The 24725-nt window shown below is 40.7% G+C and carries 30 protein-coding genes; 17 read left to right on the top strand and 13 right to left on the bottom strand.

Annotated elements, in window-relative coordinates; translation table 11 throughout:
• Positions 1 to 2: 2 nt before the first annotated feature.
• On the bottom strand, positions 3 to 1220 hold the full coding sequence (locus HB679_RS06395; RefSeq protein ID WP_214071100.1) for a glycosyltransferase family 87 protein: 1218 nt from the start codon (positions 1218 to 1220) through the stop codon (positions 3 to 5).
• 352 nt (positions 1221 to 1572) lie between these two features.
• Positions 1573 to 2787 carry an NAD(P)/FAD-dependent oxidoreductase gene (locus HB679_RS06400; RefSeq protein ID WP_214071101.1) on the bottom strand — a complete coding sequence of 405 codons (1215 nt, stop codon included), beginning with the start codon at positions 2785 to 2787 and terminating at the stop codon, positions 1573 to 1575.
• Between HB679_RS06400 and HB679_RS06405 the strand changes: the two genes are divergently transcribed.
• The 6 genes from HB679_RS06405 to HB679_RS06430 all read left to right on the top strand — a co-directional run bounded on the left by HB679_RS06405 (position 2747) and on the right by HB679_RS06430 (position 6991).
• Positions 2747 to 3400, top strand: a complete 654-nt coding sequence (locus HB679_RS06405; protein ID WP_255547541.1) for an NADH-quinone oxidoreductase subunit A — start codon at positions 2747 to 2749, stop codon at positions 3398 to 3400. The two genes, HB679_RS06400 and HB679_RS06405, sit on opposite strands and share 41 nt — an antisense overlap.
• Complete coding sequence (gene nuoB / locus HB679_RS06410; protein ID WP_214071102.1) at positions 3393 to 3875, top strand: NADH-quinone oxidoreductase subunit NuoB; 483 nt, start codon at positions 3393 to 3395, stop codon at positions 3873 to 3875. The genes HB679_RS06405 and nuoB overlap by 8 nt, the downstream gene beginning before the upstream one ends.
• 28 nt (positions 3876 to 3903) lie before the next feature.
• Positions 3904 to 4374 carry a hypothetical protein gene (locus HB679_RS06415; protein ID WP_214071103.1) on the top strand — a complete coding sequence of 157 codons (471 nt, stop codon included), beginning with the start codon at positions 3904 to 3906 and terminating at the stop codon, positions 4372 to 4374.
• Positions 4375 to 4479: 105 nt separating this feature from the next.
• The gene (locus tag HB679_RS06420) at positions 4480 to 5619 is read left to right on the top strand and encodes a 5-(carboxyamino)imidazole ribonucleotide synthase (RefSeq protein WP_214071104.1); all 1140 of its coding nucleotides are present in this window, start codon (positions 4480 to 4482) and stop codon (positions 5617 to 5619) included.
• Between the two features lie 78 nt (positions 5620 to 5697).
• A complete protein-coding gene (purE, locus tag HB679_RS06425; RefSeq protein ID WP_214071105.1) occupies positions 5698 to 6216 on the top strand; it encodes a 5-(carboxyamino)imidazole ribonucleotide mutase in 519 nt (172 codons plus the stop codon).
• Between the two features lie 10 nt (positions 6217 to 6226).
• Entirely contained in the window at positions 6227 to 6991 is a 765-nt protein-coding gene (locus HB679_RS06430; RefSeq protein ID WP_214071106.1) for a hypothetical protein, read from the top strand.
• A gap of 5 nt (positions 6992 to 6996) precedes the next feature.
• Here HB679_RS06430 and HB679_RS06435 read toward each other — a convergent pair whose 3' ends face one another.
• Positions 6997 to 7560, bottom strand: coding sequence for a YqgE/AlgH family protein (locus HB679_RS06435; RefSeq protein WP_214071107.1), 564 nt, complete (start codon positions 7558 to 7560; stop codon positions 6997 to 6999).
• A gap of 117 nt (positions 7561 to 7677) precedes the next feature.
• Here HB679_RS06435 and pdxH point away from each other — a divergent pair, with 117 nt between their 5' ends.
• From pdxH to HB679_RS06450, 3 genes are all read left to right on the top strand, one after another.
• On the top strand, positions 7678 to 8325 hold the full coding sequence (gene pdxH, locus HB679_RS06440) for a pyridoxamine 5'-phosphate oxidase (RefSeq protein WP_214071108.1): 648 nt from the start codon (positions 7678 to 7680) through the stop codon (positions 8323 to 8325).
• Entirely contained in the window at positions 8322 to 8819 is a 498-nt protein-coding gene (locus tag HB679_RS06445) for an NADH-quinone oxidoreductase subunit C (RefSeq protein ID WP_214071109.1), read from the top strand. The genes pdxH and HB679_RS06445 overlap by 4 nt, the downstream gene beginning before the upstream one ends.
• A 153-nt stretch (positions 8820 to 8972) precedes the next feature.
• The gene (locus tag HB679_RS06450; RefSeq protein ID WP_255547556.1) at positions 8973 to 10100 is read left to right on the top strand and encodes an NADH-quinone oxidoreductase subunit D; all 1128 of its coding nucleotides are present in this window, start codon (positions 8973 to 8975) and stop codon (positions 10098 to 10100) included.
• Between the two features lie 152 nt (positions 10101 to 10252).
• On the opposite strand, the gene HB679_RS06455 is transcribed toward HB679_RS06450, so the two are convergent.
• Both HB679_RS06455 and HB679_RS06460 read right to left on the bottom strand, forming a co-directional pair.
• The gene (locus HB679_RS06455; protein WP_214071111.1) at positions 10253 to 11350 is read right to left on the bottom strand and encodes a serine protease; all 1098 of its coding nucleotides are present in this window, start codon (positions 11348 to 11350) and stop codon (positions 10253 to 10255) included.
• Between the two features lie 14 nt (positions 11351 to 11364).
• Positions 11365 to 11937, bottom strand: coding sequence for a sigma-70 family RNA polymerase sigma factor (locus HB679_RS06460; RefSeq protein WP_214071112.1), 573 nt, complete (start codon positions 11935 to 11937; stop codon positions 11365 to 11367).
• 237 nt (positions 11938 to 12174) lie between these two features.
• On the opposite strand from HB679_RS06460, the gene HB679_RS06465 reads away from it, so the two are divergent.
• The 3 genes from HB679_RS06465 (at position 12175) to HB679_RS06475 (ending at position 13081) form a co-directional block, all read left to right on the top strand.
• On the top strand, positions 12175 to 12423 hold the full coding sequence (locus HB679_RS06465; protein WP_214071113.1) for a hypothetical protein: 249 nt from the start codon (positions 12175 to 12177) through the stop codon (positions 12421 to 12423).
• Positions 12424 to 12553: 130 nt separating this feature from the next.
• A complete protein-coding gene (locus tag HB679_RS06470) occupies positions 12554 to 12763 on the top strand; it encodes a hypothetical protein (protein ID WP_214071114.1) in 210 nt (69 codons plus the stop codon).
• A 132-nt stretch (positions 12764 to 12895) separates the two neighbouring features.
• The gene (locus HB679_RS06475; protein ID WP_214071115.1) at positions 12896 to 13081 is read left to right on the top strand and encodes a hypothetical protein; all 186 of its coding nucleotides are present in this window, start codon (positions 12896 to 12898) and stop codon (positions 13079 to 13081) included.
• A gap of 86 nt (positions 13082 to 13167) precedes the next feature.
• Here the strand turns inward: HB679_RS06475 and HB679_RS06480 are convergent, their stop codons facing one another.
• Both HB679_RS06480 and HB679_RS06485 read right to left on the bottom strand, forming a co-directional pair.
• Positions 13168 to 13635, bottom strand: a complete 468-nt coding sequence (locus HB679_RS06480; RefSeq protein WP_214071116.1) for a PA2169 family four-helix-bundle protein — start codon at positions 13633 to 13635, stop codon at positions 13168 to 13170.
• A gap of 86 nt (positions 13636 to 13721) precedes the next feature.
• Positions 13722 to 13892, bottom strand: coding sequence for a lipoprotein (locus tag HB679_RS06485; RefSeq protein ID WP_214071117.1), 171 nt, complete (start codon positions 13890 to 13892; stop codon positions 13722 to 13724).
• Between the two features lie 157 nt (positions 13893 to 14049).
• Between HB679_RS06485 and HB679_RS06490 the strand changes: the two genes are divergently transcribed.
• Positions 14050 to 15555 carry an ATP-binding cassette domain-containing protein gene (locus HB679_RS06490; protein ID WP_214071118.1) on the top strand — a complete coding sequence of 502 codons (1506 nt, stop codon included), beginning with the start codon at positions 14050 to 14052 and terminating at the stop codon, positions 15553 to 15555.
• Positions 15556 to 15686: 131 nt separating this feature from the next.
• Positions 15687 to 16811 (top strand): cyclic dehypoxanthinyl futalosine synthase, encoded by a 1125-nt coding sequence (gene mqnC / locus HB679_RS06495; RefSeq protein WP_214071119.1) that lies wholly within the window; start codon positions 15687 to 15689, stop codon positions 16809 to 16811.
• Between the two features lie 8 nt (positions 16812 to 16819).
• On the opposite strand, the gene HB679_RS06500 is transcribed toward mqnC, so the two are convergent.
• From HB679_RS06500 to HB679_RS06510, 3 genes are all read right to left on the bottom strand, one after another.
• Entirely contained in the window at positions 16820 to 17800 is a 981-nt protein-coding gene (locus HB679_RS06500; RefSeq protein ID WP_214071120.1) for a glycosyl hydrolase, read from the bottom strand.
• 85 nt (positions 17801 to 17885) lie between these two features.
• Positions 17886 to 18725: a ferritin-like domain-containing protein gene (locus HB679_RS06505; protein ID WP_214071121.1), complete on the bottom strand. Its 840-nt coding sequence runs from the start codon at positions 18723 to 18725 to the stop codon at positions 17886 to 17888.
• A gap of 12 nt (positions 18726 to 18737) precedes the next feature.
• On the bottom strand, positions 18738 to 19442 hold the full coding sequence (locus tag HB679_RS06510) for a ferritin-like domain-containing protein (protein WP_214071122.1): 705 nt from the start codon (positions 19440 to 19442) through the stop codon (positions 18738 to 18740).
• A 345-nt stretch (positions 19443 to 19787) separates the two neighbouring features.
• Here HB679_RS06510 and scpB point away from each other — a divergent pair, with 345 nt between their 5' ends.
• The 3 genes from scpB to HB679_RS06525 all read left to right on the top strand — a co-directional run bounded on the left by scpB (position 19788) and on the right by HB679_RS06525 (position 21880).
• A complete protein-coding gene (gene scpB / locus HB679_RS06515; RefSeq protein WP_214071123.1) occupies positions 19788 to 20348 on the top strand; it encodes an SMC-Scp complex subunit ScpB in 561 nt (186 codons plus the stop codon).
• A 131-nt stretch (positions 20349 to 20479) separates the two neighbouring features.
• Positions 20480 to 20668: a hypothetical protein gene (locus HB679_RS06520; protein ID WP_214071124.1), complete on the top strand. Its 189-nt coding sequence runs from the start codon at positions 20480 to 20482 to the stop codon at positions 20666 to 20668.
• A gap of 69 nt (positions 20669 to 20737) precedes the next feature.
• A complete protein-coding gene (locus HB679_RS06525; RefSeq protein WP_214071125.1) occupies positions 20738 to 21880 on the top strand; it encodes a GNAT family N-acetyltransferase in 1143 nt (380 codons plus the stop codon).
• A gap of 75 nt (positions 21881 to 21955) precedes the next feature.
• Here the strand turns inward: HB679_RS06525 and HB679_RS06530 are convergent, their stop codons facing one another.
• From HB679_RS06530 to HB679_RS06540, 3 genes are all read right to left on the bottom strand, one after another.
• Positions 21956 to 22297 (bottom strand): helix-turn-helix transcriptional regulator, encoded by a 342-nt coding sequence (locus HB679_RS06530; protein WP_214071126.1) that lies wholly within the window; start codon positions 22295 to 22297, stop codon positions 21956 to 21958.
• Positions 22298 to 22372: 75 nt separating this feature from the next.
• Positions 22373 to 23731, bottom strand: coding sequence for a Mur ligase family protein (locus HB679_RS06535; RefSeq protein WP_214071127.1), 1359 nt, complete (start codon positions 23729 to 23731; stop codon positions 22373 to 22375).
• Between the two features lie 39 nt (positions 23732 to 23770).
• Positions 23771 to 24622 carry a universal stress protein gene (locus tag HB679_RS06540; protein ID WP_214071128.1) on the bottom strand — a complete coding sequence of 284 codons (852 nt, stop codon included), beginning with the start codon at positions 24620 to 24622 and terminating at the stop codon, positions 23771 to 23773.
• Between the last annotated feature and the right edge of the window lie 103 nt (positions 24623 to 24725).

The raw sequence follows: 24725 nt of genomic DNA on the forward strand, positions 1-24725 counted from the left end.
GATCAGCTGATACTCACTAACCAGTCTTTATTCTTTAAACGTTCGTATTGCTGATCGATCTTTGATTTCTCGGCTACGAAGTTATTGAACAGCAACTCATAAACTATCTTCACCCAGATCACAATTACCGGCCAGGCTTTCATAGAGTATTTAGCGATATAAGGCTCACGAATGAACTTCGGTACGGCATCTGTTAACCCCAGCCCGGTTATAACAAGTACCAGTACCAGTAAAATGATATTTGTGGTTGAATACGGTTTGTCTTGTATCAGCATCCAGATAAATACACCTGTAACGGCTATAATGTAAGTTGGATGCTCGGCACCGGTACTGAATATCACTACCAAAATTAAAGCAGATGCTAATATTTGAGCACGGAATTTAAATGACTTGTATTGGCTAAATCTTAATAGCGGGGTAAGAAACAGCAAAGCCCCGGCAACCAAAAACGGACCGTTAGGTATGTTGATATTGTGGGTTAATCTTCGTACCACACCCATTACGCAAATATCCTGCGGCGAGTCAAAATAGGCATTTAAACCAACTTTGCTGTGCACCGCCACCAGCCACTGATGGTAAGAATTGATCATATAACCCGGGCTATATAAAATCAGCGGAGCGACGAATAAAACTATAGACCAAATAGCTGTCCACAATACAAACTTGCCTTTATTGCGCGAGAACAAGAAGAACGTAAGCCCTATTATTGGATAGAGCTTAATCATAAAACCCAACACAATAAACAAAGTTGCCCATTGGTCTTTCCCGCGCTCAACCAATGTAAAACTGAGCAATATCATAGCAGTTATGGCCGGATTAAACTGCATGTAAAACACTGAGTTGGCATATTCGATAGCGCAGAGCAATAGCAGTTGGCTTTTCTGTCGTGTAGTAAATGGCAATAAATTAATAGCGAGTAGCAATGCCACAGCATTAGCTACCTCCCACAACAAAAAGCCCCAGGCATGCGGCAACAAAGCCGATGGCGCAATAACCAGCGGGAAAACCGGCCCATAATAATACAGATCGCCGTACTCTTGCGGATAGCTTGCATACATATCTTTTTCTTGCCGAGCGTGGAAATAAGACGCTCTGAAAATTTTGTAGTTATTATCTATCCCACGCGAATATTTAAAAACGCAGGTGTAGGCAGCTACTGCTATGTACAGTACCCAAAGCCATTGGTAGCCCGTTAAATAGATAACTTTCTTGTTGCTCACAGTCGACAATATTACAATTATTTCAAAATATTAGACAGGTTATATTTTTCAGAAGCGTACTTGCGGCTATCGTGTATTAAAAACTCATTACCAATAATCTAATTTAAGTATTACAAGGCGGGCCTGGCCTAATCATTAATAATGATAAGCCATTTCTGATGAGTTTGGGGAAAAACATCAGTGGCCCTGTCTTGTAATAACCGGTTAACACCGGTATTAGTTAAATATGTTATTGTAAAAGGTTGCGTGTAAAACCAGCATAAGGCTACCGGAAAGGTCATTTTACCACAATAGTAACAAACCTGTTACAAAAGTAATGTTCCATTTGACATTTCACATAGAACATTAAAATTTAAATATTCTGAGCGATAACGAAACCGCTGGCCCAGGCCCATTGGAAATTATATCCACCCAACCAACCTGTAATATCAACACACTCGCCGCCAAAAAACAAGCCAGGCACTTGTTTGGCTTCTAAAGATTTTGACGAGAGTTCGCCGGTCGATACACCACCACGCATTACTTCCGCTTTGTCATAACCTTTGTCGCCGGCTGGCTTAACTTTAAAATGATGGATCAGGTTGTTGATGGCTTCCAAATCCGCCTTGCTTAAGGATGCCAGGTTTTTCTCTACCGGCAAATAACCATTTAGGGCTTCTGCAAATTTCCGGGTGTACGATCCTGCGAGAAAATTCAACAAAGTCTTTTTGCCATTTTCTTCGCGCTCTATTTGGATTAATTCAATGATATTTTGATTGGGCAATAAATCAATAAAAATCGACTCGCCAGGCCGCCAGTAAGATGATATTTGGAGGATAGCCGGTCCGCTTAAACCCCAATGAGTAAACAAAATATTCTCCTCAAAACTGGCTCTGTCGTTCCAAACCCGGCAGAAGATACTATTGCCAGATAGCTGTTCATACCATTGCTGGTCTTTACCGGTGATGGTGAGCGGCACTAAGGCCGGCGCAGTATCCACTATTTTCAATCCAAATTTACGGGCAATACGTAGGCCGAAATCAGTGGCGCCCATTTTCTGTATGGGCAGTCCGCCTGCCGCAATCACAACCTTTGGAGTATTTAGAGTGACTGCTTTTCCATTGCATTCATAAGTAACCGCGAAGCCATCGGGAGTTTGCTCTATACTTTTAACATCAGCGTCTGTGCGAATCTCCTGACCCAGGTCATGACATAGTTCTGTAAAAACATTGACTACATCTTTTGCTTTATCGCTTTGCGGAAATAACTGACCCAGCGTTTTTTCTTTGCCGATAATGCCATACGTCTCAAAGAAACTGATGGTATCGTCTACAGTCCACTGCGCAAATGCACTCTTGCTAAAGTGTTCATTTTGTGAGATAAACTGCTTTGGCGAAGCGTATAGATTAGTATAATTACACCGTCCACCGCCGCTTATTAAAATCTTAGCGCCTACCTTTTCGTTCTTCTCCAATAAGAGTGTGCGCTTGCCTAAAAAACCGGCTTGTACCGCGCACATTAGCCCGCAAGCGCCGCCGCCAATAATTATGGCATCAAAATCTGTTTGTTTTATTAAATTTGCTGCCATGGTTGATGTTCCGCAAATATCAGAATTTGGCAAGATACTTATATTCCTAATTACAGGAATAATCTTCGTTGGCCTGATGTTTTTCATGAACAGGTTGATCGCCCCTCACAATCCGACCTCTGAAAAGCTAACCTCATACGAATGCGGTGAAGAACCAACCGGTAGCGCCTGGCTACCATTCAACTCCCGCTTTTACGTAATTGCGTTGGTGTTTTTGTTGTTTGATGTAGAGATGGTATTCGTTTTTCCATGGGCTACTGTGTTTGGAAACCACAAATTGATAGCTGCAGATGCGCGTTGGGGCTGGTTCTCATTAATCGAAATGTTTATATTTTTAGGCATCCTGATATTGGGCTTGGTTTACGTTTGGGTAAAAGGCGATCTGGACTGGATCAAACCAAAACCGACGGTACCAACAACAAATACCAGCATTCCTGCATCGTTATATGATCAATTAAACGCCAGCCAAAGCGTATTTAAAGTAAAAGCGTTTTCAGCTGAGCCTTTGTTGCAAACTGCAGCAGCCACCACACCGGTAACTGCTTCTACAGAAACAGTACCGATACGTAAACCGATGTTCAAGCCAACCTTTAAAAAACCAGTCGATGAGTAACGATATCAATAGCGAAGGTGGTAGCGTAATGGTTACCAAGCTAAACGACTTGTTAAACTGGTCGCGTTTATCATCATTATGGCCCATGGGTTTTGGCATTGCTTGCTGCGCTATAGAAATGATGGGGTCTTATGCTTCGACTTACGATATGGACCGATTAGGTGTGTTTCCACGCCCTTCGGCTCGCCAGGCCGATGTGATCATCATTGCCGGTACCGTTACTTTTAAAATGGCCGAACGTATTAAACGATTATACGAACAAATGCCCGAGCCTAAATATGTCATCTCTATGGGTTCATGCTCTAATTGTGGCGGCCCTTACTGGCAGCATGGGTATCATGTAGTGAAAGGTGTCGACCGGGTTATCCCGGTAGATATTTACGTGCAAGGCTGTCCTCCACGTCCAGAGGCGCTGATAGGTGCCATTATTGAACTGCAAAAAAAGATTGAGGCTGAACATTTAATAGCAGGCTAAACAAATCAAATATTTTTATATTTGATTTATGACCTCAACTAAACCACTCAAAAGCAACGCTTTAACAACCATACTCTGGCTTGGCCTGTTAACCGGCACCCTGGACGCTACATCGGCTATATTGCTTAACTTAAAGCTGGGTCCGGAGGTTATTTTCAGATATATTTCGAGCGCATTGTTTGGCAAAGCAGCTTTTGCCGGCGGACCTGAAATGATTGTGTTTGGTATTTTGTTTCATTATTGCTTCGCTTATTTGTTTACTGCTATATTTTACATCGCTTATCCCGCCTGTATATCGGTAATTAAAAATAAATATGTGTTGGCCGCACTGTACGGCACGTTTACCTGGATAATTATGAATTTAATTGTGGTACCGATGAGCCATATCGGTAAGTTTCCCAGCAAACCGTCAAGCATCATTATCAATGCAATAGTTTTGATGATTTGTTTTGGATTGCCGGTGGTGCTGGTGGCAGCTAAGAAATTAAAGATTCTATAACTATCATCTACCTGCAGTTTACTTTGTACTTATAACCACTCCGCTCACAAAACCAAAATTCATTATTCATTTTTGAAGAATTTGGGGTAAACTTGCATTTACAAAATGAAAGCATTTTACGGAGATCTTAAACTCGGAATTTTAGGCGGCGGACAACTCGGCCGTATGCTCATTCAGCAAGCCATTAATTACAACGTCACGGTTAAAATACTTGATCCTGACCGCGAGGCTCCTTGCCGCAAATTATGTGATGAATTTGTAGTTGGCTCGTTAGGCGACTATGAAACCGTTTACAAATTCGGCAAGAAGGTGGATTTACTGACTATAGAGATTGAAAAGGTTAATGTAGACGCTTTAGAGCAACTGGAACGCGAAGGCGTATTGATTTATCCCCAACCGAGAATCATTCGACTGATACAAGATAAGGGCCTGCAAAAGCAGTTTTTCAAAGAGAACGATATCCCGACTGCACCATTTAAAGTTATTGGTTCGATTGATGAGTTAAAACAAAGCGGTTTTACTTATCCATATATCCAAAAGTTAAGACGCGATGGCTACGATGGCCGTGGTGTTTATAAAGTGGCTGATGAAAATACATTGGCTAACGCCTTCACCGAACCAAGCCTGATAGAACATTTGATTGATTTTGAAAAAGAGATCAGTGTAATTGTGGCCCGCAACGAAAATGGCGAAGTTGCTACTTTCCCATTGGTGGAAATGGAATTCAATCCGCAGGTTAACCTGGTGGAGTTTTTGATCTCGCCGTCTACCCTATCCGCAGAAATACAAGCAGAAGCAGAGCAGATAGCGCGAAAAATAGCTGAGGATCTGAAGATCATTGGTATACTGGCCGTAGAAATGTTCTTGACTAAAGATGGAAAGATATTGGTAAATGAGTTAGCGCCACGTCCGCACAATAGCGGCCACCAAAGCATTGAAGGGAATGTAGTATCACAATTTGAACAGCACTTGCGTGCTATCTTTAACCAACCTTTGGGCGATACCTCTTGTATTGGCAATGCCGTAATGGTCAACGTATTGGGCGAACCTGGCTACGAAGGCCCGGCCGTTTACCAGGGAATTGAAAAAATATTAAAATGCCCTGGTGTATATGTACATTTATATGGCAAGGCGCTTACTAAGCCTTTTCGTAAAATGGGTCATGTGACGGTGGTGGATAGTGACAGAGATAAGGCGATAGAAAAGGCACGTTATGTGCAGAATACGTTGAAAGTCGTTAGTTAATAAACTATGTCATTGCGAGCGTAGCGCGGCAACCGCGAATATTGCATCCTTGCGATTGCTTCGTCGTTCCTCCTCGCAATGACAACAGACAATAAAATTATGAGCCAACCCAAAATAGGAATCATCATGGGCAGCAAATCGGATCTTCCGGTTATGCAGGATGCCGCCGACGTGTTAAATGAATTAGGTGTCGATTACGAAATCACAGTCGTGTCGGCCCACCGTACGCCCGACCGTATGTTTACTTACGCCCGCGAAGCTGCAGGCCGTGGAATTAAGGTGATCATCGCCGGTGCAGGTGGTGCGGCACATTTACCGGGTATGGTAGCCTCGTTAACGCATTTACCGGTTATTGGTGTGCCGGTTAAATCAAGCAATTCTATTGATGGTTGGGATTCTATCCTGTCTATCCTGCAAATGCCCAATGGCATTCCGGTTGCTACCGTAGCTTTAAATGCGGCTAAAAATGCAGGTATATTGGCTGCGCAGATCATTTCAACCGCTGACGAGCAAGTGGTTAAAAACCTCATCGCTTTTAAAGAAAGCTTGAAGAAAAAAGTAGAAGAATCGGCAGAAGAGATGAAGACCGGAAAATAAACATCAAATCATGAGCAAGCTACTTTTACTGATACTGGCTTTGTTTAGTGTTAATATTTGCTTAGCACAAAAGCTATCCGTACCACTTAAAAATGTTCATTATTATACGCCTTCATCCAACAGATGGGTTTCTGAGGTAACGGTAACTGCTGATTCTATTACTTTTTTTAAAAGTAAATCCTCAAATACTGAAGACCATCACTCTTTCAAGATCGTTTCCGAAGAAAAAAAAGGTGATTATTTTCTTATCTATATAAAAAGCGCCAGACGGCCTGTTTTTGATGTATTTGCTTTACGTTTTGCTAAAAACGATTATCTATATGTATGGTCAGACCTTACCGACCGATATAAGTCATTAGATGAAATCAAATCTGCATTTCCCGACACCTCTTTTTCCGGCAAATACTTTTCTACCTGGTATGCTAAACAAAAATTTGACCAATTGATAAAATACCCTGACTTATTAGACGCAGACAAACCTATGGTACAAAAGGTGACCGACGAATGGGTATCTCAATTGAAACAAAACGCTAATCAAACGAGGCCGGACGATATGTATGGCGCCGGGCGTGGCATAGATATGCTGGCTAAAGTTTTGGTAAACAACCATCTGAGCCCGATGGCAAGTTTAACAGATGCCAATAAGAAAATGGTTGAATACAATATAAAGATACCTTATATCCCGATTAAACGCACTCCGAGACCAATAAGACTTGATACCGGCAAAACTAAAAATGAAAATATTGTTATAGGTGCCCCGACCGGTAATCACTAACAAATTTAATTCAGTTGCGGATTTTCAGGAAAGTTAGCAATATGCGCATAACGGTTACCTAAGCTAATTACCACCTCTTTCCACATATTATGCTCGCTGCCTACAAATAGCGTTTCTGCGCTGCATCGTTCGGCAACTATCCAGCTGTTTTCTTTTAACTCTTCATCTAATTGGCTTGGCGTCCAGCCTGAATATCCCATAAAAAACTTAACCTCGTTTTCGTTTAACTGGTAGGTATTGATCAGCTCTTTTATTGTTTCAAAATCGCCACCCCAAAAAACACCCTCACAAATTTCTATTCCACCCTCTATCTTATCAGGTACACAATGTATAAAATGTAAAGTATTAGCTGCCACAGGCCCGCCTACGTAAACTGGGATTTCTGAATAAGAAATATCCGGCAGCACGTCGCCCAGCATATACTCGCTTTGATGATTCAAGATAAAGCCCATGGCGCCACTTTCTGCATATTCTGTGAGCAGGATAACGGAGCGTTTAAAGTTAGGGTCCATCATAAATGGCTCCGATATGAGTAACCGCCCTGCGGCGGCTGCGATAGAATTTAACATAGACGTATTCTTAGGTTATAATTTAATTAACAAGTTAAAGTAAAATATGTTCAACCTGCAATTACGAAATACAATATTAACTATTTACGGTATAATTAATTTGTAAGTTTGCAGTAGATGAATAAAGAAGAATTACAAAACTTACGACAGGACTACAGCGCTGCTACCCTATCGGAAAATGATACCAAAGCCGACCCTATAAAGCAGTTTGATAAGTGGTTTAACGAGGCTGTTGAAGCTAAAGTACCAGAGCCAAATGCCATGACACTGGCAACAGCTACAGCAGATGGCCGCCCTTCTGCCCGTATAGTTTTATTAAAAGGTTTTGATGATAACGGTTTTGCTTTTTATACCAATTACCTGAGTCGTAAAGGTAAAGAGTTAGGTAAGAATCCTAACGCTGCCATTGTGTTTCATTGGGTAGAGCTGGAGCGCCAGGTGCGTATTGAAGGCATTATTGAAAAATTGAGCAAAGAGCAATCTGATAAATATTTTCATTCACGCCCTAAACTGAGCCAGATTGGTGCATTAGCATCGCCGCAAAGCCAGGAAATACCAAGTCGTGATGAACTGGAAAGCAAAATGAGCGAACTGGAGGCGGAATATACCGACAAAGAAGTGCCTAAACCATCTTACTGGGGTGGCTATGTATTAAAGCCACGTTTGATTGAGTTTTGGCAGGGCCGTCGCAGCCGCTTACATGACCGTATTGTCTACAAAAAAATTGATAACAAAACCTGGAAAAAAGTTAGGTTAGCGCCATGATGTTTGCAGAGATTAAACAATTACTGATTGACAAGTTTGGCGCCGACGTTATTGAAGGCGAAGAAACCGGCGGTTTGCAACCCGCGTTGCTGATAGCCCCCGACAGTATTGTTGATGTCTGCCTGGAAGTGCGTAATAATCCGACCACTTACTTTGATTTCCTTTCGTGTTTAACAGGGGTTGATTACGGAGTTGAGGACGGTCGCTTTGGTGTAGTTTATCACCTGGCATCTATGCCGTATCAATTACAGTTAACGTTAAAGATCAGCAAAGCGCACAACCGCGAAGAAGCTGAACCTGTATTTAAAAGCATAACATCCGTTTACCGTACGGCCGACTGGCATGAACGTGAAGCTTATGACCTGGTCGGGATATTCTTTGAGGGACATCCTGATCTTCGTCGCATTTTATTGCCCGATGACTGGGAAGGCTATCCATTGAGAAAAGATTACAAAACAGCAGAATATTATAAGGGTATTAAGATTGATTTTTGATTAAAATGTCATTGCGAGCGTAGCGTGGCAATCGCAAATATTGCATCCTTGCGATTGCTTCGTCGTTTCTCCTCGCAATGACAAATAAGAATAACATTGAACACTGCATTAGACAATTACCACCAGAAAATAGCCAACGCAAGCGTTGAGGACATGGTCTTGAATATGGGGCCGCAGCACCCGTCTACGCATGGTGTTTTACGGCTGGAGTTGATTACCGATGGCGAGATTGTTAAAGAGGTTATCCCGCATATGGGTTACCTGCATCGCTGTTTCGAGAAACATGCCGAGTCATTGACTTACCAGCAAACCATTCCATTTACAGACCGGCTGGATTACCTGGCTTCTATGAATAACAGCCATGCCTGGGTAATGGGCGTTGAGCGCATGTTGGGTATTGATAAAGACATTCCAAAAAGAGTAGAATATATCCGCGTATTGGTTTGCGAGATGAACCGTATTGCTTCGCACCTAATCGCTGTGGGTACTTATGGCATCGATATCGGGGCCTTCACGCCTTTCCTATGGTTATTTAAAGACCGCGAACATATCATGGGTATGCTGGAATGGGCTTCGGGCTCACGCATGCTGTACAACTATATATGGGTTGGCGGATTGTTTTATGATTTGCCTGTTGGCTTCGAAGAGCGCTGCCGTGAGTTTATAGACTACTTTAAACCTAAGATGGTTGAGTTAAATCAGTTGCTTACCGATAACCAAATCTTTATAAGCCGTACTGCCAATGTCGGGGTGCTGCCTCGCGATGTCGCTATTAATTACGGCTGCTCCGGCCCAATGTTGCGTGGCTCAGGTTTAAAATGGGATTTGCGTCGTATTGATGGCTACTCTGTTTACCCCGAACTGGATTTTGAGATCCCGGTAGGCAAAGGCGAAATGGGTACCGTTGGTGATTGCTGGGATCGATATAAAGTACGGATAGACGAGATAGCGCAATCTATCAAGATCATGGAGCAATGCCTGGATCGCCTCCAAAATGAATTAAAACGCACTGCTGATTTTGACCCCCGTGCTAAATTACCACGAAAACTCACATCAAAACCACAAGATTACTATGTGCGTTGCGAAGGTGCTAAAGGCGAATTAGGCTTTTACTTTATGCATACCGATCCACGTTCAGAAGTACCCTTCCGGGCTAAAGTACGTGCGCCTAGCTTTAATAATTTGTCTGTATTACCAGAAATAGCCAAAGGGGTTATGATAGCCGACTTAATTGCTATTGTGGGTAGTATTGATTTTGTGTTGGGTGAGGTGGATAGGTAAAATCACATTGTCATTGCGAGCGAAGCGTGGCAATCGCGAACTTTGCAGCGTACGATTGCCACGCTTCGCTCGCAAAGACAGAAAACTTATAAAACAAGAAAGGCGCTATTAAGCGCCTTTTCTCGTCCATAGGTAGATGGTATATTTACCGGTTAATAAACCTTAACCATAAATACAAAGTTCTTGGTTTTTGCTGTTTTTTGCGGTTCAGATAAACCGGCTAGTGTATTCTTTTTGTTTAACACTACTTTATCTTCCAGCGAATCGGCAGGGATGTTTTTAACCGCATCCATTAAGTATTTTGCTTTGATGGCAAAATGCTCGCCTTCAGAATGTGCTTCTTTTGAATCTGTAATACCAATTATATTGCCTTTACTGTCCCAAAGTGGGCCACCGCTATTACCAAAGTTAATAGGCATAGTAATTTTATAATGCAGCGTGTCGCCGTTTTCGCCGTACAATGACGACAATGAACCAGGCAAATAAGCCGCATATCCACCAGGATACCCATAGGTCGAGATCTGCTCGGCCATCGTGCCGTCTGCTCTTTTAAATGTGTATGGTAAAGCCCCTAATTTGGTGAATGTCTTATCGGTAATTTTCAAAATCGCTATATCATGTTGTGGTTCAGTATACAATACCTCGGCTTTGTAAGTAGTACCGTCGGCATTTTGTACAGATACAGCATCAGCGCCTTCAACTACGTGATAATTGGTAGCAATCAAACCGTCAGATGTAATAGCAAAACCGGTAGCGCTGGTAGTGTATTTATCAGTTGTTGTTTTATTTTTTTCAGACTTGATGGCGTTAATAGAACGGCTCTGAATATTGATTGAACCCTCTAGCCTGTTCACCTTATTTTTCAGGCCAACAATTTCTGAATTGGTATTATTATTCAACTTACCGCTAAACCACATTGCCGATAAAAATGCAATAATACCGATTGAAGCTGCAACCGATATTTTTGAATGGTGCTGGCGCCAAAACTGTACAACCCACATCGGGTGGATCATCAGGTCTTCTTTCAAAGTATGGACATCAATCTCGTCATGGATAGCATTTAAGCGGCTTTCCAGTTCAACACGTTCGCCATATTGCTTTAGCAGGCTTACAAAAAGCTTGTGTTCGACAACCTTACTGTCTACCCCGGCATCTTCTTTCCGCAGCAATTCAAATTTCTTACGCTCATCGGCTTTCATTTCGCCGTTAAGGTATCGTTCAATTGTTTCTAAAAGCTGATTATCACTCATTTTCTTACTCCTTCTTACTTTTGCTGAAAAAACAATTTCTTCAGCCTTTGCAGGCACTTATATTTTTGCGTTTTGGCGTTGTCTGCATTAGTATAACCAAAACGTTCGCAGATATCCTGCATTGATCTGTCATGTATATAAAAGTCTTCCATAATGGTTTTGCAGGGTTCGCCCAAAAGCTTTAGCGCGCTCTCCATTTTGGTAAACTGTATATTACGGTCGTTATGTTGCTCAACCTCTTCTTCCTCTATTGGCAAAAATTCCTGAAAATCACGAATATCGCCACCATAGCGGTTAATTTGGGTTAGCCTTTTTAACCAAAGCCTGCGGCATATTGAATAAATGTAAGTCTTCAACTTACTGCTCAACTCAAAATCGCCTGCTTTTACCTTATTATAAAGAACTATTATCGCCTCCTGATAAATATCCTTGGCATCGTCTGCATTACCGTTATTATTAATAATAAGCTGCAATACCATCGGAAAGTAGGCTGTATATAACTTTTTTAGTGCCGCTTCCGAATTATTTAAAATACCAAGAATAACTTCGCTGTCTGTAGGCGTTGAATCTTTTAGCTGTTTACTCACTCTGTATATTCATTACTTAATACCATTATCGCCAAATAGTAACCCATTACGATAACAAAATCTAAAAATAAATAATAATACGCATAGCGCTTTACTATTTACCCTTTAATTAGCGGTTAATATATTAACGTTTTCATTTGCAAGCTGTTAAACATTAAGCAAATAATCAATTGGCATACTTAATGTGTATATTACCTTAAATATTTTAATTTGATACTCACAAATAATTGAACGATCATGAAAAACACAGTAAAAAACGGATTGCTGGCTTTGGCCATAACATTATCATTCGCAGCTTGTAAAGGTAAAGGTTCTGCCAATGTCGACTCAGTAAAGACCGATTCATCGACCAGCGTTAAAACAACCGACACTACCAAAAAGGATACAAATTCTATGACACCGGATTCTTTAAAAAAGGACACTAGCGTAAAAACTACCACCACCACTACCACCTCGCAGTCTACTGAGACTAAGAAGAAAAAATAACTCATTAATATAATATTAAAATAAAAAAGGACAGCCGTTTGGTTGTCCTTTTTTTTGTTGCAGGGCTATGCCGGGTTACCTTTTTATGATTTAAGGTATTAATCTGTACAAACATTTTAAAACCTACAAAATGAAAAACTTATTAAAAACCGGAGCCGTGATAATAGTTATCGCTGCTGGTCTAATTGCATGCACCCCGCCAAAAGCTACCAATGCTTCAGGACCTGATTCGACGAAGGTTGATTCAACCAAACCAGACCTGGTAAAAGTTGATTCTGCCAAGCAAGATACCGCAAAACCAGCCACAACAGCAGTAAAGAAAGACACCATTAAAAAATAATTTTTGCAGTATTTATAGCTGATTATTAGTTTTTTAGCAAAGGGTAACCAATTATTTTGCAAATAGTGGGTTACCTTTTACTGTTTATTGTATTAATAGAAAAACTATATAGTCACTTTTTAAAAAATTAACATGAAAAATTCATTCAAATTCGCAGCTATCGCTTTAGTTATGGCTTCTTTCGTTGCTTGCAAAGGTTCAAGCACTGCTACTACTGATTCAGTTAAAACTGACACTACAGTTAAAACTGACACTTCTAAAAAAGATACTACTGTTAAAACAGACACTACTAAAAAAGATACTACTAAAAAAATGTAGTCTTTTTTACTGTAATCTTTTTTACAGAAAACAAAAAAGCCTCCCGATTTTCAGGAGGCTTTTTTGTTTAATAGCGTTTTCGCTGTTTAGTGTTGCTCAACAGAATCTCGCAAGGCTTTGATCTCATCATGTGACTGATCAATAATAGCTTTTTGATCATTTAAAATATCGCGAATATAAGCGGGTAGATTTTCTTCATCTATTGCCGATTGGTAAGCCTTCTTGATAGCATCTTCGCCAAACTCGCATTCTTCCAAAATACTTTTCTCGCTATGCCCGGTAAAAGCTGCCTTAACTTCCAGCCAGGTACGGTGTATGGTACCGCTAATCGAGGTATCTTGAGCTTCATCACCACCTAATACCTGAATCTCTTCTGTCAGCGTTGATTTTAATTGCTGGCTTTCTAAAATTTTATTCTCAAATACAGAAATCAAATCAGACTCATTACCGCCTTCTTTGGTTTCTTTAATTGCGTTCTCATAACCTTTAATTCTATCGTTGTTGATCTGAACAAGGTCATTTAATGTTTCGATAGTTGCTTTATTGTTTTCCATTTTCTTTTGGTATTTATGTAAATGGTGTATAACCAAAAGCGGGCCAAGAATCAATAACTAAGAAATATTATTTCAAAAAAAGTAAATTATTTTCCACCGCCAAAAAGCATAGAAAATATCCAGATAATTATACCAACCACCACCACAACGGCTAATATGCCAACAAATACACCGGCTTTAAAAATTCCGGTAATTACAGAACATCCGCTCAAGACAACCATTGCCAGCAGGACAAGTAAAATGTTAATTTTTTTCATAGGTTAAATGTTTGTAAAGTATATACAATATGTAATTGCTTTAGTTTGTTTTGGAGCGATTAAAAGATTGCCTGAACCACGGTTAGTAAACAGAAAATTGCTTAAATATTACCTGATAAATTGCCCTTATTAATATGTATGGCTAATTTTACCAGCCATGACATTACCTATCTATTCTGCCAATCATGTTACTGTAAGGTTTTTAAATAATGTATTGTTTAACGATCTGAACTTTACTGTCGACAAAGGCCAACACTGGGCTTTGGTTGGCGAAAGCGGCTCCGGTAAAAGTGCCTTACTGCAAACCATTGCCGGCAATTTAAATGCTACGGGTGGCGAGGTGCGGTATCATTTTTTCGAGGATTATCTGCAAAATCAACCCGACAACCCGGATCGCCTCACTCATCATAAATTAATGGCGATGGTGGAGGCTAAGCACCATTTTAAAAATCTGAGCAATACCGGCGACTTTTACTACCAGCAACGCTACAATTCTATGGATAGTGAGGACGCTTTAACTGTTGAAGAATACCTGCATACTATTAAACCTGCCCCACAACCAAACTTGTACTGGCATTTCGATAAAATAGTAACAACGTTAAAGCTCGATCAGTTAAGTAAAAAACAGTTGATCAAATTATCCAATGGCGAAACAAAACGCCTGCGCATAGCCGCCGCGCTAATGAAAAACCCTGCGCTGTTGTTATTGGATAGCCCCCTAACCGGGCTTGACGTGCAAACCAGGCAGGAGTTTAATGATATTATTCGGGAGATAACCGAGTCGGGTATTACGGTTATTATGGCCACATCGCCCTATGAAATACCGGATGCTATTACTAACGTAGCCGTGTTAAAAAACTGTGCTATTATACACAGCGTTGTCAAAGCTAATTTCACGCCGCAACTGGTAGGGTTGCAGGAGGATGACCATATTGACAAAGCAGAACTTAAATCGCTATTGAGCGATCATAAAACATCTGCTCACTACCGGCAAATCATCGCCATGAAAAACGTAAATGTTAAGTATGGCGATAATTTGATCTTGAACGATGTTGACTGGCATGTTAATCCCGGCGAGCGCTGGGCATTGTTGGGCCATAACGGTGCCGGCAAATCAACCTTATTAAGCTTAATTAATGGCGATAACCCGCAAGCATATGCCAACGATATTTTGCTATTTGACAAAAAACGTGGCAGCGGCGAAAGCATTTGGGATATCAAGAAGAAAATAGGCTTTGTATCGCCCGAGCTGCATCAGTATTTCCCTACTGACAATAGCTGTTTGCAGGTAATCGAATCAGGGTATTATGACACTTTAGGCTTATTTCGCCCAAGCAATAAAGAACGGGCCGAAGTTGCTTTGCGTTGGATGAAAGCTTTGGAGATTGATAAATATGCACGTACGCTGTTAAAAAACATACCGGCCAGCGCCCAGCGTTTATGCTTACTGGCCAGGGCATTAATTAAAAACCCACCTTTATTAATATTTGATGAGCCTTGCCAGGGAATGGACGCGCATCAGCAGCAGCATTTTAAAAATCTGGTGGATACGATTTGCGGATTAAGTGAAGTTACATTGATTTATGTAACCCATTATCAGCATGAAATACCGGATAGTGTGACGAAGGTTTTAAAGTTGGAAAAGGGGAAAGTGCTAGCATAGAATCAGCTACTTATTAAACTTACGAAGTTTTAAAAACTTCGTAAGTTTAAATGCCTCTTTTTTTACAAACAGAAGATGTTCCTCCGGGGTAATCCATAAACGTTTACCTACATAATACCTATATTTGTTGTATGAATACTGCCGATCTGTTACAGCGCGCTTCGCGGTTTGAATTTTTGAGTATTGAAGAGGGTGTTTACCTGTATCACAACGCGCCCACTGCCGATTTGATGTATGTGGCGAACGAGTTGCGTAAAAAGCAGGTGCCCCATGGCAAAGTAACCTGGCAGATAGACCGTAATGTTAATACTACCAATGTTTGCATAGCCAATTGTAAGTTTTGTAATTTCTTTCGTCGCCCCGGCCACGAGGACAGCTACATTACCGATATCGAAACATATAAAACCAAGATCGAAGAAACTTTCCGTTTAGGCGGCGATCAGCTTTTATTACAGGGCGGTCACCATCCTGATCTGGGTTTGCAATTTTATACTAATCTGTTTAAGCAATTAAAAGATCTGTATCCTAAATTAAAACTACACTCTTTAGGTCCGCCGGAGATTGCACACGTGGCAAAGCTGGAAAACATGAGCCATATTGATGTATTGCGTGCTATGCAAACTTCGGGCTTAGACTCACTACCGGGGGCAGGTGCCGAGATATTGAACGACCGTGTCCGCCGACTGATTTCAAAAGGAAAATGTGGCGGTCAGGAATGGCTGGACGTTATGCGTGCTGCGCACAAACTTAACCTGCCTACATCGGCAACCATGATGTTTGGACACGTAGAAACTTTGGAAGAGCGTTTTGAGCATTTAGTTTGGATCCGCCAGGTACAATCAGAAAAACCGGAAGGTAATCATGGATTCATAGCCTTTATTCCGTGGCCATTCCAGGATGATGGTACCTTATTGCGTAAAGTTCGTGGTATTACTAATAATGTTACCGGCGATGAGTATATCCGTATGATTGCTTTAAGCCGAATTATGTTGCCTAATATTAAGAACATCCAGGCTTCATGGCTAACAGTTGGTAAACAAGTTGCACAGATTTGTTTGAATGCCGGCGCTAATGATTTTGGCTCGATCATGATCGAGGAAAATGTAGTGTCCGCAGCAGGTGCACCGCACCGTTTTACGGCTAAAGGTATCCAGGACTCCATCCGCGCTGCGGGATTTGAGCCACAATTACGTACCCAAAAATACGAATGGCGTGATACGCCTGCGCAATTAGAAGAACAGGTAATTAATTATTAAAGGTTGATTCAATCCGGCTTTCCGGCTCTGAGCTTTAATTCTTTTAGCGCGAGTGGTGTTTGATCAAGCGTTTGCCCTACTCCTCCGTCGGGTAAATTAAAGTAGCAAACATATTGGCAGCCATATTTGCAGGTCTTTATCCAGTCGTAAATAGCATCAATATATTGCGGACTGTCGCCTACTCCGTGTAATTCGTTAGTTTTATTACCTTTTGAAGCGACGTTTCCAAATTCGCCTATACAGGTTGGTTTTTTATGCTGATTAGCAAAGTTAGCTTGCCATTTCAACATATACAGGCCATTCTCAATTTTATTCAGCATTTGTTCTTCTGTCGGATCAGTATCGCCCCAAATCTGTCCGTAAGTGTCTGATCCTATAACATCAACCACATCATCCCCCGGGTAAAATGGCAGCGGATTGGGCGTACCGGCGTTTACGCACCATACTATATTTACAGACTGGCCTTTAACTGCACCTATTGTAAAACCTTGCTTTATTAAAGGCACGGCTCTGCGCCAGGCAGCTATAAATAGGCTGGCATCCTGCTTTACGGGGCTCATGTTAAATTCCCACCATAAACGGGCGTAAACTAAACTGGGGCCGTATTTTGCCAGTTTTTTTCCCAATGACAGAAACGTACTATCTTGCGACCCTGAGATAATTTCTTTTAAATAGCTATTATAATCGCCTTTACCGTCTGTCGGAATTAGTGGTACGCCGACATCAATGGGCCGGTCAAAATGATCAGTGCGCCATGCCGGCACACCACTTTCTTTGGCCCACACCCAGTTAGCATCTGCAATATCTTTCCAGGTATTGCGGCCCATCCAGGTACCCATAATCTCTTGCTTAATGCCATAAGCTTCAATGCTTTTACCACTGTTGCCGGTAAGGGTATGCGTTGTTTGGCCGTTCACTGTTAGGCCAAATATCACCAGGCCTAATAATAACGTAAAGAAAGGACCTGATTTATAGGATGTACTTTTCATATCGCCTATAAATGTAATAACATCCAAACAAAAAAGCGCACCGGCAATGCCGGCGCGCTTTAATCATAGGATTAATATTTATTGTTTACTTAACGCCAAACGGAGCAACTAAAGCAACAACCTGTGCAGAAGTTAATGGCTCGTCAAAGCAGGCAGTAGCTGCATTTAACGATACATTACCACTTACGCCCGCCAAGTTAGTTATAGTTACACCACCTTGTACAACGTTATCCTCGCCCGCATAGTTGCCATTTACAGCAGCAATACCGGTATCATTAGCGCCAACAATCCATGGTTTAGTTGTAGCTGAACCTCTGGCTCTACGTACCTGGCGAATGGCCGATGCGTGACGTGCTTCAACTGAGTGAATGTCCAGCGCAGCGGTTAATACTACTTTATTGCCTAATAAGAAACCAGCCTGGCCTTTATAAGCACGTACACCAGTATCTTCAAAAGCTTGAGCTACTGCAAAATAAGTATCTGCGTTAGTTAACACATTTCCAAAAGTCCCACCTGCGGTGAAGTCATAAGTACCATTGGTACCTTGTGTGCTTTGTGCAACTGCTGCAGAACCTAAAACGCTCTGCAAAAAACTAACGTGTGCATTTTCGTGACCCTGAATGGTAACTAAATAAGCTTTTTCTGATGCAGAGAAACTAATGTTTGAAGCAACACCGGCATTGTAAAATGCAGATTCAAGAAACTCTAATTTTAAAGCATAGTTTAATACATCATTTACAGAAGGCGTGGCAGTTTGACCATAAGCCTTTTTTAATAATGTGCTAAAAGCAAATGGCATGGCAGCAACAGCTACTTTTGAACCAAAGCTTGTGATATTTTTTATAGCCGCACGACGCGGGCTTATTCTGTCCTGAAATTCAGGATCAGCTTTTTCTATTTCTTCTATTATTCCAAGTAAATTCATGACTGTCTGTTTTTAAGATGCTACGTAACCATAATTAGATGCGCTTACTTTGGTAGTAAGGTAAGTGTTTGCAATTGGCAATACCTGGGCAATAGTTTTTGCTACGTCCATGCCGTTTGCATCAAGTATAGTGGTATCTGCAAAGCTACCCGGGTTAACCAGGTTGCGGATATACGAAGCATGACGAGCCTCAACCGAAACAATTTTGCCGGCTAACAATAAATAGCCTGCGTCTTTAATCAGGTAACCCGCACCATTGTAAGCGGCTACCCCTGTGTCTTCAAAAGCTTGAGCAGCTGCCAAAACTTTTGCGCGACTACTGAAATCAATAGCACTAAAGTTTGGAGTAAGTGCTTTGATAGCATTGGTACCTAAAGCGGTTTTAAAGAACTCGCGGTGAGCAACCTCATGGTCACGAATGTCTGTCAGCAACGCAATTTCGTCGGCAGAAGCGCCGGTGTACATATGCGCGGCGACGTTAATATAAAATGCCGCCTCTAATTGCTCAAGTGCGTAAGCATAGTTTAAGATAGCTAAATCGCCGGTTGCACCAAGATCAACGCCAGCAGTTGTGTTTGGCGGGATGTAATCATGGTTCTTGCTACAAGAAGCTGCGGTTAACACGCCTACAGCGGCTACACCAGCTCCTGCGTAACGTAAGAACGACCGACGGGCCATATTCACGTTAGCACTTTCAAGTTGATTTTCTGTTTTCATAAATAATTTTTTAGAAGTGTTTTCTGTTTATCGAAGTGTTTAGTTTATCGGTCTTCTTTTTTAACCTACGCCAGCCTTGCTTGCCTTGGTTTTCATTTTTTCAAAATCTTATCATTCCTGACAGGAATTATTGAAACTCTATTAATAATTCGTCGAATAATTGATATTTTTATAATTTCGGTTACAGCACTGCGGTTACAACAAGCATGCCATGTAAAAAAATAAATTCCTAAAACGATTAACTAGCTTCTAACTTAATTTGTGATTGGAGTAGATAAGATCAGATTGCGATGATTTATAAAATAAAGTTGTTACACGTTACGGGAATATTAACTTTACCTTCCAATGGAAAATCCTGAATTATATATAGAGGCGCTTGTTTTTGCTTCAGAGCAAAGCATACGTGTTGAAGAGATATTATATTGCCTTCAGGCTACTTTTGAGCGCGATTTTGGGCAACCTGAGGTAGATGCATGTATAGCAAATATCAAACAGAAATATGCAGGGGATAATTTTGCTATAGAACTGGTACATATCAACAATGGTTACCAGTTTTTAACTAAAAAAAGTTATCATCCGGTAATAAGTTTATTGCAATTACAACGCTCTAAAAAGAAATTGAGCCAAGCCGCATTGGAGACCCTTGCCATCATTGCCTACAAGCAGCCTGTTACTAAAACCGATGTAGAGCAAATCCGTGGTGTAAACTGCGACTATTCCATACAAAAACTGCTCGAAAAGGAGTTAATCGCAATAAATGGGAAGTCGGACGCGGTAGGTAAACCAATATTATATGGTACCAGCGCCCTTTTTATGGACTATTTTGGAATAAACAATATAGCCGAATTACCTCATATAAAAGAACTTACAGACAACTCATCGACTATTGGTGAGCAGCAGGAATAAAAAATTAAATGTTTTTTCTTTAAAAATGATTTTTAGTTATTTTTACTATTGTTAACCAATAGCATTAGTAACAAAAATTTAACTTAGTTTAAGCATTATCCTAAATTTATTTATAAAAACATTTTCACCCCATGGGAGCGCCAAGAAAAAATGCAGACAAGAACATTCCAAAATCAACGGATGCAGAAGACGATGATGATGATTTGGAAACAACGCCTAAGAAAAAGGTTGTTGATGAAGACGAAGATTTTGATGGCCCTTTAGATGACCTGGGCTTTGAAAATTATGGTGATGACGATGATGACGATGACGATTATTAATTAATTGATATATAACAACTTACAAAAGCACCCGGAACCATTTCTTGGGTGCTTTTTTTATATTCCTGCATGACACTTACAGAAGTTAAAGACAAAGCATCTAAAAAATATTTTTTGGATGTAGCCCGCGTTATCTATCAAAATGAAGATAACTGGGTTTGTCCATTAGATAATGATATTGAGGCCGTTTTTGATCCGCAGAAAAATAACTTTCACCAATTTGGCAAATGTACCCGCTGGATTTTGAAAGATGATAATGGAAAATTGATTGGCCGCATAGCAGCTTTTATTAACGAAAAAAAAGCGTTCAATTACGAACAACCTACCGGCGGCATTGGTTTTTTTGAGTGTATTGAAAATGAAAAAGCAGCTTTTTTATTGTTTAATACCGCTAAAAACTGGCTCAAAGAGAAGGGGATGCAGGCAATGGATGGTCCGATTAATTTTGGCGAGAATGATACTTTCTGGGGATTGTTGTCTGAAGGATTTTCGCAACCGTCATACGGAATGAATTATCATCCGCCCTATTACAAAAAGTTTTTTGACGATTATGGTTTCAAAGTGATGTATGAACAGATCACCAATCACTTGTATGCTGCTGTACCTTTTCCAGATCGTTTTGAAAAAATTGCCAGATGGGTTGCGCAGAAGCCGGGATATGAATTTAAACATCTTAAAGCCTCAGAAATAGAAAAATTTGCAGCTGATTTTATTGAGATCTATAACGACGCCTGGAGAGATTTTGAAAACTTTGTACCTATTAATTACAATACCGTACTGGAAAGCTTTACTAAAATGAAAGCCATTATGGACGAAAAATTGATTTGGTTTGCCTATGTAAATGGCGAACCTGCTTCGTTTTTAGTGGTACTGCCAGATGCCAACCAGATGATCAAATCGCTTAAAGGTAAGCTAAACCTGATAGGCAAACTTAAATTTTTATACTACCGTTGGAAAGGTGTGAAACGTATGCGCGCCATTGTTATGGGCACAAAACAGCACCTGCAAAACCATGGCTTAGAGTCTGCAATTTTCACCAAGTTAAAAGACTATGTTCTACCTCGTAAACAATATGAGGTGATGGAACTATCGTGGGTAGGCGATTTTAATGACAAAATGTTGGCTCTGCATCAATCAATGGGGGCTACTTTTGCGCATCGTCATTTAACTATGCGTTACATTTTTGAAGAGGGAGTTCAGAATAATAAATGACAAAAAGGCTTACAGACACAACTACAGGTTGTATTCATAAGCCTTTTTTATATACAGCTATTAAGGTTTGACAGCTTATGCTGTAGCCTTATTGTGTCTTAATTCTTCAAAAAGTTCAATAACTTTTTTCTGCAATTCGATTATTTCTATCTCTCTGTCTGTCAACTTCTTATTAACCACATCAAGCTCATTAACAAATTTTTGTTCTTGCTCATGATCGTTAAAAGTAAGCAATTGAACTACAGACATTTCAAACAAATTTGAAATTTGCTCTAAGCGCGATAAGTTAATATCAGTAATGCCGGTTTCTATTTTAGAAAAAGCAGGGATAGAAATATCTAATCTTTTTGCAACGTCCTCCTGGCTCCAGGCTTTCTGGTGACGTAGTAGTCTGATTTTTTTTCCTAGTGACTTCATTTAGGGTCTAACGTTTTGGGGGTAAGGATTTCTCAATAGTTAATAAAGTTACTAATATTTTTTTATTTACAACAATTATAGTAATATTTTATTTTTAAGTTCAAGTAAATCAATGCCTCCAAAGTTGCCGGAGCTCATCATCAGCAAGCTCGCGTTACTTAATTTGGCGCTTTCTAATTGCGCCAAAAGCAATTTCGGATCGTTAAAAAACGTCAAATTAGCTTTAGCAAAAGCCTCTTTTACCACCTTTGCCCGGTAAGGCTCCATTTTCTTTTGCTCGAATGTTTTCTTGTCAATAAACACAATAGCCTCATCGGCCTCGTCCATTGTACCGGCATATTCTGCAAGGAAATCTTTATTTAAACTGCTGAAGGTATGCAACTCTATACAAGCAATCAATTTCCTGTCTGGAAATTGCGCTTTTACCGCGTGAATAGTAGCTTCAAGTTTAGATGGCGAATGTGCAAAGTCTTTAAAAATAGTAGCCGTATCACTCTTGCCAACCAACTCCAGGCGGCGTGCTGCCCCTTTAAAAGTGGTGATAGACTGGTAAAAATCAGCCTTACTAATACCCAATTTTTCGCATACCAGGCGTGCTGCCTGCATGTTGAGCAGGTTGTGTTCGCCAAAAACCTGAAGCTCGTATTTATTACCGTCCGACAAGATAGTTGTAACGCCGTTTTCTATCGTAAATTCAGGTAAGCTGTAAGGTTCTTTATGAACATTTGAGCTATCATCGGCCACAACCTCATCTAAAACAGCGTCGGTTTTACTATAAATTAAAGTACCACCGGATTGTATGGTCTCAATAAATATTTTAAACTGATCTATATAACTTTTGAAAGTTGGGAACACATTGATATGATCCCAGGCTATCCCACTAATCACACCAATATTTGCCTTATATAAGTGAAACTTCGGTCGTCTGTCTATCGGCGAAGCTAAGTATTCATCGCCCTCTATAACCATTATTGGTGCATCTTTGGTGAGCTTAACCATCGTTTCAAAACCTTCCAGTTGCGCCCCTACCAGGTAATCAAAATCTTTTCCGGCTTCTTGCAACGCATGCAGGATCATCGAGGTGATAGTGGTTTTGCCGTGGCTGCCACCTATCACTACCCGTAGCTTATCTTTAGATTGCTCATAAACGTATTCAGGATATGAATACACTTTAATGCCGAGTTCTTGCGCTTTCACCAATTCCGGGTTATCTATGCGCGCATGCATACCCAGGATGATAGCATCCAGATCCTTAGTTATTTTTTCGGGATACCAGCCATTCTCTTTTGGTAAAATGCCATACTTAGCCAAACGCGATACAGATGGCTCGAACAACACATCGTCAGAACCCGTCACTTCAAATCCGTTTTTATGCAGCGCAATGGCCAGGTTGTGCATGGCCGCACCACCTATAGCTATAAAATGTACCCTCATGATGCAAATAAACGCAAAAACGCTTGTCTTATCAAAGATTTATTCTTTCAATAAAAGCACCGGCACAGCCGCACTTTCGGCCAATTGCTGCGACACGCTATCATGCAATAATGATTGGAAGAAACTGTACTTATGGGGTAGTGCAATCACCAATTGCGCATCATTATCTGTAGCGAAATGCAGAATGCCGCTAATGATATTGGGGTTATTTACATAACTGTATGTGGGTTGATATGGCTTTAACATTTGATACAAAGCCGTCTCTTCGGCTTTACGCCCAGCATCGCCAGATAGATGTTTTGATTCTTTGTCAATATTAACTACCAGCAGCTCAAACTTCTTTTTATCCAGTAAGCGTTTCAACGAGTCTAATGGGACAGTTTCTTTAACCTTATCGAAGTCGCACGCAACTACTACCCTGGTTATTGTTTCAAAATGATATTGTGGCGGTACTACTATTACCGGCACAGGGCTGGCTTTAGAGATACTGATTACGTGGCCACCAATTTTGGTATCTGTTTTACTGGTATTGCCTTTACTTCCCAGAATTACCAGGTCCGCATTTTTAACACTGACATTCTCTACCACTGCACGCAGCAAGTGCGAACGATTTAAGTGAACGCTTATCTCTACCCCCTCCCTTACCTGCGCCTTCAACTTATGCTTTAAATGCTCTAGCTTTTTGATCCGATCTGCCACCTCATGCTCAACCTCTTCTTCCATTAGCTGCACCATATCCGGGTTAGGCAGCATAGTTTCAAGAGGCGATACGTAGTAGGCGTTTAATAAAACAATGTGTTCAACAAGAGTTTGTTCGCTCAGTTTTGCGGCAAATTCGGCAGCATTTATAGAGGCTTGCGAAAAGTCGATAGGTACAAGATAGGTTCTCATAGCAGTAGAAATTTAATTTATATGTCGTTTTGACCATTTAGGTAATAAAGTCAATAACAATACAAAGGTAATTGGTAATCGATTGTACTGTGTCAAATAAAAC

The sequence above is a fragment of the Mucilaginibacter sp. dw_454 genome (assembly GCF_018449775.1).
Taxonomy (GTDB): Bacteria; Bacteroidota; Bacteroidia; order Sphingobacteriales; family Sphingobacteriaceae; genus Mucilaginibacter.

Bases quoted from the DNA above. Each gene is read 5' to 3' on its own strand.
- HB679_RS06505 (WP_214071121.1), bottom strand. From the start codon at position 18,725: ATGAATTTACTTGGAATAATAGAAGAAATAGAAAAAGCTGATCCTGAA.
- HB679_RS06455 (WP_214071111.1), bottom strand. From the start codon at position 11,350: ATGAGTGATAATCAGCTTTTAGAAACAATTGAACGATACCTTAACGGC.
- purE (WP_214071105.1), top strand. From the start codon at position 5,698: ATGACAACAGACAATAAAATTATGAGCCAACCCAAAATAGGAATCATC.
- HB679_RS06520 (WP_214071124.1), top strand. From the start codon at position 20,480: ATGGGAGCGCCAAGAAAAAATGCAGACAAGAACATTCCAAAATCAACG.
- HB679_RS06510 (WP_214071122.1), bottom strand. From the start codon at position 19,442: ATGAAAACAGAAAATCAACTTGAAAGTGCTAACGTGAATATGGCCCGT.
- HB679_RS06445 (WP_214071109.1), top strand. From the start codon at position 8,322: ATGATGTTTGCAGAGATTAAACAATTACTGATTGACAAGTTTGGCGCC.
- HB679_RS06485 (WP_214071117.1), bottom strand. From the start codon at position 13,892: ATGAAAAAAATTAACATTTTACTTGTCCTGCTGGCAATGGTTGTCTTG.
- HB679_RS06450 (WP_255547556.1), top strand. From the start codon at position 8,973: ATGGTCTTGAATATGGGGCCGCAGCACCCGTCTACGCATGGTGTTTTA.
- HB679_RS06430 (WP_214071106.1), top strand. From the start codon at position 6,227: ATGAGCAAGCTACTTTTACTGATACTGGCTTTGTTTAGTGTTAATATT.
- mqnC (WP_214071119.1), top strand. From the start codon at position 15,687: ATGAATACTGCCGATCTGTTACAGCGCGCTTCGCGGTTTGAATTTTTG.
- HB679_RS06475 (WP_214071115.1), top strand. From the start codon at position 12,896: ATGAAAAATTCATTCAAATTCGCAGCTATCGCTTTAGTTATGGCTTCT.
- HB679_RS06420 (WP_214071104.1), top strand. From the start codon at position 4,480: ATGAAAGCATTTTACGGAGATCTTAAACTCGGAATTTTAGGCGGCGGA.
- HB679_RS06415 (WP_214071103.1), top strand. From the start codon at position 3,904: ATGACCTCAACTAAACCACTCAAAAGCAACGCTTTAACAACCATACTC.
- HB679_RS06500 (WP_214071120.1), bottom strand. From the start codon at position 17,800: ATGAAAAGTACATCCTATAAATCAGGTCCTTTCTTTACGTTATTATTA.
- HB679_RS06405 (WP_255547541.1), top strand. From the start codon at position 2,747: ATGGCATCAAAATCTGTTTGTTTTATTAAATTTGCTGCCATGGTTGAT.
- HB679_RS06535 (WP_214071127.1), bottom strand. From the start codon at position 23,731: ATGAGGGTACATTTTATAGCTATAGGTGGTGCGGCCATGCACAACCTG.
- HB679_RS06525 (WP_214071125.1), top strand. From the start codon at position 20,738: ATGACACTTACAGAAGTTAAAGACAAAGCATCTAAAAAATATTTTTTG.
- pdxH (WP_214071108.1), top strand. From the start codon at position 7,678: ATGAATAAAGAAGAATTACAAAACTTACGACAGGACTACAGCGCTGCT.
- HB679_RS06480 (WP_214071116.1), bottom strand. From the start codon at position 13,635: ATGGAAAACAATAAAGCAACTATCGAAACATTAAATGACCTTGTTCAG.
- HB679_RS06400 (WP_214071101.1), bottom strand. From the start codon at position 2,787: ATGGCAGCAAATTTAATAAAACAAACAGATTTTGATGCCATAATTATT.
- HB679_RS06465 (WP_214071113.1), top strand. From the start codon at position 12,175: ATGAAAAACACAGTAAAAAACGGATTGCTGGCTTTGGCCATAACATTA.
- HB679_RS06530 (WP_214071126.1), bottom strand. From the start codon at position 22,297: ATGAAGTCACTAGGAAAAAAAATCAGACTACTACGTCACCAGAAAGCC.
- HB679_RS06470 (WP_214071114.1), top strand. From the start codon at position 12,554: ATGAAAAACTTATTAAAAACCGGAGCCGTGATAATAGTTATCGCTGCT.
- HB679_RS06540 (WP_214071128.1), bottom strand. From the start codon at position 24,622: ATGAGAACCTATCTTGTACCTATCGACTTTTCGCAAGCCTCTATAAAT.
- nuoB (WP_214071102.1), top strand. From the start codon at position 3,393: ATGAGTAACGATATCAATAGCGAAGGTGGTAGCGTAATGGTTACCAAG.
- scpB (WP_214071123.1), top strand. From the start codon at position 19,788: ATGGAAAATCCTGAATTATATATAGAGGCGCTTGTTTTTGCTTCAGAG.
- HB679_RS06490 (WP_214071118.1), top strand. From the start codon at position 14,050: ATGACATTACCTATCTATTCTGCCAATCATGTTACTGTAAGGTTTTTA.
- HB679_RS06435 (WP_214071107.1), bottom strand. From the start codon at position 7,560: ATGTTAAATTCTATCGCAGCCGCCGCAGGGCGGTTACTCATATCGGAG.